The sequence below is a fragment of the Novosphingobium album (ex Liu et al. 2023) genome, assembly GCF_029076845.1.
In the GTDB taxonomy this organism is placed as follows: Bacteria; Pseudomonadota; Alphaproteobacteria; order Sphingomonadales; family Sphingomonadaceae; genus Novosphingobium.
Genome location: NZ_JARESE010000099.1, coordinates 1 through 8287, shown reverse-complemented (window position 1 = coordinate 8287; position 8287 = coordinate 1). Strand labels below are relative to the sequence as shown.

General features: G+C 64.4%; 7 protein-coding genes and 2 pseudogenes. All 9 read right to left on the bottom strand.

Annotation, left to right across the window (positions count from 1 at the left end; translation table 11 throughout):
- Positions 1-15 precede the first annotated feature (15 nt).
- Positions 16-444: a DUF6915 family protein gene (locus PYV00_RS23910; protein ID WP_275230855.1), complete on the bottom strand. Its 429-nt coding sequence runs from the start codon at positions 442-444 to the stop codon at positions 16-18.
- Positions 445-454: 10 nt separating this feature from the next.
- Positions 455-916: a DUF6878 family protein gene (locus tag PYV00_RS23905; protein ID WP_275230853.1), complete on the bottom strand. Its 462-nt coding sequence runs from the start codon at positions 914-916 to the stop codon at positions 455-457.
- Positions 917-1038: 122 nt separating this feature from the next.
- Complete coding sequence (locus PYV00_RS23900) at positions 1039-1992, bottom strand: DUF2493 domain-containing protein (RefSeq protein ID WP_275230852.1); 954 nt, start codon at positions 1990-1992, stop codon at positions 1039-1041.
- A 301-nt stretch (positions 1993-2293) separates the two neighbouring features.
- Positions 2294-2716: a hypothetical protein gene (locus PYV00_RS23895; RefSeq protein WP_275230851.1), complete on the bottom strand. Its 423-nt coding sequence runs from the start codon at positions 2714-2716 to the stop codon at positions 2294-2296.
- An 11-nt stretch (positions 2717-2727) separates the two neighbouring features.
- Positions 2728-2961 (bottom strand): annotated as a pseudogene (locus PYV00_RS23890) (zincin-like metallopeptidase domain-containing protein); the annotation flags it as partial.
- Between the two features lie 56 nt (positions 2962-3017).
- Positions 3018-3920 carry an ArdC family protein gene (locus PYV00_RS23885; protein ID WP_066769817.1) on the bottom strand — a complete coding sequence of 301 codons (903 nt, stop codon included), beginning with the start codon at positions 3918-3920 and terminating at the stop codon, positions 3018-3020.
- 43 nt (positions 3921-3963) lie between these two features.
- Positions 3964-6189, bottom strand: coding sequence for an integrase (locus PYV00_RS23880; RefSeq protein WP_275230849.1), 2226 nt, complete (start codon positions 6187-6189; stop codon positions 3964-3966).
- Complete coding sequence (locus PYV00_RS23875) at positions 6186-7973, bottom strand: hypothetical protein (RefSeq protein WP_066769810.1); 1788 nt, start codon at positions 7971-7973, stop codon at positions 6186-6188. The genes PYV00_RS23880 and PYV00_RS23875 overlap by 4 nt, the downstream gene beginning before the upstream one ends.
- A pseudogene (locus tag PYV00_RS23870) lies at positions 7970-8287 on the bottom strand (integrase); the annotation flags it as partial. The pseudogene PYV00_RS23870 and the gene PYV00_RS23875, both read right to left, overlap by 4 nt.

Below are 8287 nucleotides of genomic sequence, written 5' to 3'. Positions count from 1 at the left end.
TTTACTCCGCCGCGCTCAGCACAATGCCGGCGCTCCACTGGCTGGTTTTGTCACCGCCATGCACAAAACTGCTTCGCCGGGGAGAGGCATATCGATCGTCACCCCTTCAGCGCCGTCCAGAGGGTTGCCGCGAAGCATCCAGGTTTGCGGTGTGATCAAGCGCGCCCAGTCCGCAAAGGAGGGGATCGAGCCCAGGTCTTCGCGTACGTGCTGTTCGCCGACCAGACGCACCGGAACGACCCGGCCATCGGCATTGACGAGGGTCTCGCCGAACAGGGTTTCGAGCATGAATATCCCCTCGGCATGGTGCCGCAGCGCGCGGTGACGTGGGTCTGCCAGGATTGCCTTCGACTGGTCGAACCACTGGTGCAGCGGGAGATAGTCATCGACCGTGCCGCCCCATTTTCGGACCGACGAGAGGGCGTGGTAGTAGCAATGTGCCATGCCAGGTCTCCTAGAGCTCGGTCCTGTGATCATCGGTCGCGGTGAAGCGCAGACTGCAGTCGAGCACGAAGGTCGCTTCAGCCACATCGATCACCAGTTCGCCGCAGGCACCGTCGTTGATCTCCCAGCCAGGATGGTGACGTTCGAGCGCCAGATAGGTCAGCTGCTCGAGAGCTTGGCCGAGTGAGTGCAGCTCCGCGGAACCGTCACCATCCGAGTTGCCTGCTTCGTCTTCCAGAATGGTGACATCGGGGCACGCGATCGCGGCACCAGCGGCATCGAGGCACGCGCATTCCTCAACAGCACCGCTGTCGCCGCAGCCGTCAAAGCGGATCTCGACGCGGGCGATTCCGGCTTCCTGCAAGCGCGGGAGAGTGACGGTCTTGAGCTGCTGAATCTCTGCGACCACCTGGGCCTCCCGCTGGGCCTGAAGAACGGCAAAGTCGGCCATCACGGCCTCGATATCGATCATGGAATACCTCCTGTAGAAAGGAGCCAACGACCATTTGCTGGCTCCAACCGACAGGCGCACGCCTTTCCTCTGATGGGCGACGCCAGCGCCGATCCGGCGCTGGCGCGAAGACCGTCAGGGCCCTAGTCGGTCCTTGCCGAAGTGTTCTTCGGATTGGTACCGAGGGGCCCGCGGCGATCGACAACGGTGATCCGCCGAGCCTTGGCCTCGATCACCAGGCGTTCGAGTACGCCATTACCCGGGAACGCAATGACGTAGCGCGGATCGAGGGAAAGCATCCGCTCGTTGCGCTTGAAGCCGGCACGGGCGCCCAGGCGCATATCCAGCGAGAATGTCACCTGCGGGATGCCGCGACGTTCAGCCCAGCTCGAAGCCAGACGGTCGACGCCCTTGGTGTCGCCGCCATGGATCAAGACCATATCCGGCACGCGGTCGCGGACCTTGTCGAGCGTGGCCCAGACATTGTTGCCGAAGGTCAGCGCATCGTCTTCGGTAGCATGACGGGTGCGCCCTCCGGCGAACACGACCGGGGTTCCTTCGGGCACCGCCGCACGGCGTTTGGCCTCGGCGCGGGCGCGCAGGAAGTCGCGACCTTCGACGAGCGCCGAGGTCAGCATTGCACTGTGATTGAAGCGAGAACTGGAGACTGGCTTCCAGGAGGAACCGAACTCGTTGAGGTATAGGCCTGCTGCGACTTCGCGCATCTCTTCGAGTGCCTGCATCGCGCTTTCTGCGCATTGCGCCCGCTCAACCTGGGTCTCAAGGTCATGGGTGTGGACCTCGGATCCATCGGCCGTAGCAATCAGCGCGCGGACCTCGTCGGTCGCCCGGTCAAGGGCAGTCGATTTGCGTTCCGCGGAGCGGTGAAAGATGTTGACGAAGGCCCAGCCAAGATCCTCGGCGTCGGCTTCAAGAGCGGTCCCGGACACCATGGCGAAAAGATCGGACCAGACCGCTTCGAGGGTTTGGACGACCGCCTCCCGGACTGGGAAATCGCTTGTCGATAGGGGAGCAGGACCGACGGAGAAGCCGGCGAGATCGAGCCCGGCGAGTTGGTCGGGAAATGGCGTGTGCATGGGATTTCCTCCTGACTGACGTGAGGCCGACGCACCCGTTCATGGCTGCGCCAGCGAGAGCCCGTCAGGGCCAGCTTCAGGCAGGATTGCGCACCCGTCAGGGGAAACCCGGCTTGGCGGGCTGGCGCGGGCAGGCCTTGAGCCCGAAGGGGCAAGGCCAACACGGGCCCGCCCAAGCCGGGTTGCGCAAGACTGGCGGCTGGCCCAGGGCCTCTCTCGCATGGCGACAGACCATGAGCGGCCGGCAAAGTTCAGTCAGGGGTGGCAACCCAAAGCGCTGCGCCTGACCAACTCGCGGAGCTCAAGCTGCGCGCTTGGTGTAAACCCCCTCGCCGTTCGACATATGCCCGAGGCAATCATAGTCGCCGAACAAGGCATCGAAGCGGGATGCGATCTGGGAGAGCCAGCGCTGTGCGCGGGGTGAACGGGCCGTGCGCCAATCGGCGTCCCAATAGGCCCCGTCATCGCGTTCCACTATCCAGACGGCCACCAGCCCGCCATAGACCGATACGCCGAAATCGGCGTAGGCATTGCGCATGAGGATCCGGTCCTCCCGACCGCGCCAGGCATCATGCGGGATCAGGGACGGAAAGGCTCTGGATGCCCGTTCGCGCAGATCCTCGCGCAGCCATTCGTACTCAAATTCCCAGTCGTCCTCGGCTTCGACCTCGAGCACGGTGAAGGCGACGATTGCACCGCTGGGATAGCTGACCGATCGGCCCATAGCAGCCTCCCTCAGGCCGCAAGAGCGTCGACGGACGCGTCGTCAAACTGTTCAGGCATGGCCCTCCCGCCGAGCTTCAGCAGCAGGCTCGCAGCTTCTTCGGCCTTGGCCGCAGCGGTCAGGATGGCGCGGTCGTCGTCCTTCAGAAGCTTGAGCCAATGCTCGATATAGCTCGCGTGGCTATCGAGGTGCGTGACCGGCAGCCCCAGCTCAGCGCCCAGCATGGCGCTGGAGAGTTCCGCGACATATCCTGACAGTCCAGCCCCAATCTGACTTCCGACGTCAATTTTCCGGACGCGCGTCACGCCGCCAATTCCTCGGGTTGAGGTTGCTGGGCGTGCATCCAGTCGGCTGCGGCTTGTGCCTTGCTGGCGGCGGTGAAGATGGCGCGAGGGTCGTCCTTCAGCACGCGCAACCACGATGCCACGTATGCGGCATGATCGGCGCGCGGATGGTGGGCGATCCCGAGGTCAGCGAGCACGAACGAAGCTGTCAGTTCGGCGCAGATCTCCTCGATCGCCAAGCTGTCGCGCTTGAACCTCTCGGCAAAATTGCGGTCGAGCCTGTGCTTTGCGCCCGTAGCGTGGCCGGCTTCGTGCAGAAGGGTGCCCATCTGCGCCGATGCATCCCGGAACGTCGAAAAGGCTGGCATGAAGATGTGATCGAGATCGATCCGGTAGTGCGCATCATAGGCGCCCTCGGTGATCGGGATCTTGAGGGCCGCGACGAAAGCTTCGGCGTGCTCGAACCGCTCGCTCTCGGGCAATACCGCGACAGGAGCGGGTTCATAGCCCTCGACCTGTGCGAGGTTGAACACGGTGAAGGCCCGGGCGAACATGCGGCCGGGGCCGGCTTCGCCGTCGTCATGATCATCGTCGGCGCGTGATGCGGTCTGCTTCCAGAACACGACGGTGGTTCCGCGTTCCCCCTTGCGGACCTGTGCGCCGAGCGCTGCCCACTGGCGATAGGTCCCCCAAAGACCACTGGAATAGCTGCTAGCTTCAGCGGCAATCCAGAGCGCCAGCACATTGACACCGCGATAGCGACGGCGGGAGGTGACGTTCTGCGGCCTCGTCGTGGCAGCGCCATCATGGTGCCAGGGCATGCGCCAGTCGCCTGCGCCTGCTTCGATGGCGGAGACAATCTCGGTGGTGATGCGCGAATAGACGTCAGCTCGCGGCGTCGCAGGGTGGGATCGGAACATGGCGGTCTCCACGTCGGGCGGAGGGAAACTCTCTTCCGCTCCTTCAGCCCGTCACCCGAAAACCAGCCTCCTCTTCCTCTCCCGCCATGCCGCTATGAGGTGTGGCGGCACCGGGCGCGATCTGCTCGAGGAGACGCTCGATCCTTGCCACCTCGGCCTGAAGCGTTACCCGCTGCGGTTCTGGAAGCCGCTTCTCGCGCAGCAAAAGCCGCGCCTCGTCAGCTCCGCGCTGCCAGGCCGGGCGATGCCGTTCGACAATACAGGCGTTGGGGCAGCGGACCGGCTCGCACATGGCGATCATTGGTCCGGTGGCACCCGGTTCCGAAATCCGGTTGAGGCAAAGGGCCGTTGCCGGATCAAAGAAGCAATCGGCCAGCGGGCCGACATGCAATGTCCGCGCGAGACTGCCGAGCATCGTGCGCAGGCGTGGCCGGTCGGCAATCATGGCGGGTAGCGGCGCCAACTCGTGGCCAACAGTATCGAGTGCGGCTCCGATCCTGTTCGCGGCAGGTCCGCCAAGACGCGCACCACCCTGCCGCTCGTCGAAGTAGACGAGGATATCGTCGATCTGCCCAAGCGCGCGTTGGGCTTCGATTTCTCCCCGAAATCCGGACCGGCTGCTGCCGGCATAGCCTTCGAACGCCGCAACGCTGGCGTGCTTGTACTGGATCATGCCGGCAATCGTCCCAAAGGGCCGGTTGGCGATGTGCCAGGCGATGGTCCGGCGAAACTGGCGAGTGGTCAGGCGCCAGGGCGCGCCATTGGGTCCGACAGGGATGATCGGTGCCTGCGCCGTTCCGAACCGGTCGTTGAGATGATCGCGATACCGGTTGAGTTGCCGGACGATCTCGGCAGAAATGTGCGTCTTGGTGTTGGCCCGAAGCGCGAGGACCGGCCACAAGGTCGTTGTTCCGCGCGCTTGCCCCGCCCGCGCGGAAAGCCGTTCGAGGACGGCGATGGCTTCGGCGACCGGCGCGATCGTGACCCACTCGGTCTCCTCGCCGCCCCCGCGCTTGCCCTTGTAGGCGGTGGACTTGATGCGATGCCGCAAGATCGCACCGTCTTCTGCTCTGGTGATGGACAGGCATCCCCGCTTCATCGCCTGGATCTCGCTATCTCGCATGCCTGAGAGATAGGCACAAACGACGTAGGCTGCCGACTGCAGCATGACCTCTTCGAGAGCCAGGACCTTGGCGTCGAAGCGGGTGCGCCAGGGCAGGCCGGTATCGGGATCGGCCGAAATGGGCGTATCCATCCCGCCGATCTCGGTGCCGAGTTCTGCAATGGCGGCGGCGATGAGGTCCGGCGCGCCGGTGGTGAGGCCAAGGTGCATGGCAGGTTCGGCCTGCGCATCGATGCCGGCATGGAGGTGAATCAGGTGGTAGTTGATCGGCGGCGTGACTTCGCCGCTTTGCGGATCTGTCCGCGTTGTGCCGTTGTGTGGGGTGGTCCAGATCGGAACCCCGCGCCGTTGTCGCCGCAAGGCGGCAATATAGGTGTTGAGGCGTTTGCGTTGCCGCGACCGTCGATCAGCATGATCAAGACCCGCCTCAGCGGCAACCAAACGGTCTCGCGTTGCTTCGAGGCGATCGAGTTCCGCCCGCGCGGCGAGGATGTCATCTGCATAGCAGGTCACGTAGCGCAGCGACCAGGCGAGCAGCGGGGTGATGATCGGTTCCGGAATGCGCGGCGTCCGGTTCTCTCCGGCGATATGCTTTGCTCCCGCCACCGAAAACGGGCTGCGCCCGGGCCATGGCTCAAAGGACAGGCACGCAGTCGGCAGATGGTGCCGCAACTCATGCAGGTCGAAGATTATCCGCAGCAGCGCTGCCGCCGCAACCGGACGCTGTCCGGCAAGGCGCAAAGAGCAGGCGTAGCGATCGGCCAAGGCCTGATCGACCCGGCCGAGATCGAAACGACCCAGCTGAGCCTTTACGAAGTCGAAAAAGCGCAAGGTCCGGTTGGCCTCGCCGCGCACTCCCGCCGGCTCAAGCCGAGAACGGTGCCCGGGCAAATCGACATTGAGCCGCGCATGGAGAATCTGGCGCAGGGCATCGGCGATGGATGGGTCGTCGATGCCGTCAAAATGTACCGTGACATGGCAGCGCCGGGCATTGTCGCGAAACACGCCGGGAGCCAGATCCCAGACCGGATCGCCGTATCGCGAGATATGCGCGCGATCGAAGCCGGGGCGCAGCGGTGCGGACAGGAGCACCGGGAGGGCATCACGTTCATCGCAGCCCTCCGCCAGAACCTGGAGGGCGGTCATGCGCGGGCCTCGGGCGGCAGATAAACCGTGGGAGGCTCGGCCGTGACCTGCGCCCGGGCCCTTGCCACCACGTCGTCGCCGAAGGCGGGCAGTATCTGCTGAACGATGCGGTCACGGGCATGGCCGAACTTGGCTGCCCAATCGGCCGCGCTCAGGCCGGCTCGCTGATCATCGACGAAGGAGAGGAACGCGAGGATGGCGGGAAGCTTGCGCGCGGTGATGACCGCGTTGCGACAATCTAGGCACCCCCAGAACGGCGTGGGACACGCGGTACCGGCAGATGTAAAGGGACTGGAATAGAAGTTGCCGCAGCTGGCAAGCCAGACGTCCTGTTCGCCGTCGAGAAGTGCGCGCGAGACGCCTTCATCATCCGGAGTGGGGCTCGCCAACTCGCCGCGCAGTCGCTCTTCCTCTGGAGGAAGAAGGATCCTTGGCCCGGCCAGCGCTTCTTCAAGGGCATCCGCCACGGTCTGCTCGTGCAGCGGTCTGAGGGCCGGAATATCGGCGTAGTGCCGTGCCGCGATCTGGACGGTATGGCCGACGGCGAAGCGGGCCATGTGCCCTTCGGTCTTGAGGTACCACAAGGCCTTGTGTGTCTTGCGTAGCTGCGAGAGGCGCAGGAATAGCGGTCGACCGGCGTCATCGACAATGCCGTGACGCTGCGTCCAGGCGTCGATCGTCATGCGCGGATGGCGGATACCAGCGGTGATCTCGTTGGTCTGATAATAGACCCAAAGGTTGTCGCTGGAATTATGCACCCTGGCCTTGGCGGAGAGTGCGATGATCCGCCGGATCAGGCCGCCCGGTGTCGATGAGCCGCCATCACGGACCCGGATGGTCTTGTGCTCGGCACCGTGGGCGCGAAGCTTGGTATAGGCGACATCGACGGTACCGCCCGAAGCATTGCGCAAACAATCGATCGTGAGCGACTTGCAACACTCCAGCTCGAGCCCCGTCTCCAGCGAGAGCAGAACGAGAAGCGGCACGACGTCGTGTGCGGTAAGGTAGTGGGCAGCGTGGAGGCTCAGGTTGAACCTTGCGCCGCTCAGTTCGCGAATCCACCGCAGCTTATACAGGCTCTGATATGCGGGGTCACGGTAGTGCAGCACGCCGCGCGCGTCGATGGCAGCGTGGGCTTGGCGGTAAGCGGCTTCTATCTCCGGCACCTCGTCGAAACGCGACCCTGACCGCAGGCGCGCCTCGATCGCAACAAGATCGGCGCGTGCCGCATCGCGGAGCTGGCGAGCGACGAACGGACTGTAGGCATCGCGTGGACGGGGGCGAACGTGGGGGTGTGAGCTGACGAAGCGCAGCCGTTCCCGCAAACCAGGATCAATAAGCTCGGGGCTATCGGCCGCAATGCGGCGAAGGACGGAGACGACCTTGGCGACATAGGTCGGCGCGTGCCCGCGCGACTTGCCCTGCGCGGCGAGCCATCGCTCGAACCCGTCGATATGGTAGGCACGAAGATCTGCGGGGCCGTTGATCCGGTCACCTGTCCCGGCAAGATAGGCAAAGAAGCTCGGCAACTGCGTCACGTATGTCTTGATCGACGAACGCACCAGGATGGGGCCGCGTGGGGCAACCAGCATGAACAGGCCGCGGGCAAAGGCAAGAGCCAGGCCACGGGGCTGCAAGCCGGTGAAATCCACGAGCAACTCGCCGCCGTATGGCGGATCGATCACGAAGCGCAGCGTGCTGATCCGCGACCATGGATCGGCCTCGGGCGCAGTCGCGGCGGCCTCGAAACTGACCTTGCGCCCTTTGCGTGGAGCAGCGGTCATGATGGAAGATAGCCCGGTACGAGTGCCAACAGCTCTTCGACCGCCGCATCGACAGTATCGGCACGCGTGGCAAGGTGATCGAGATAGATCGAGGTCGTGGCGAGGCTTGAATGGCCGAGCAATCGCTGGACCTGCTGCAGCGGATCGCCGACCAACTGGCGATAGCCTTCCATGGCGCCGACTGGTGCCGCAGCCTCGGCAAGGCGGCGCTGGATCAGCATGGCCAGCATGTGAACCGCGAACGAATGCCGCAGCGTATGCGGTGTGACCCGTTTTGCGCCGATGCTTGGGCATGTGCGCGATGCCGTCAGGCA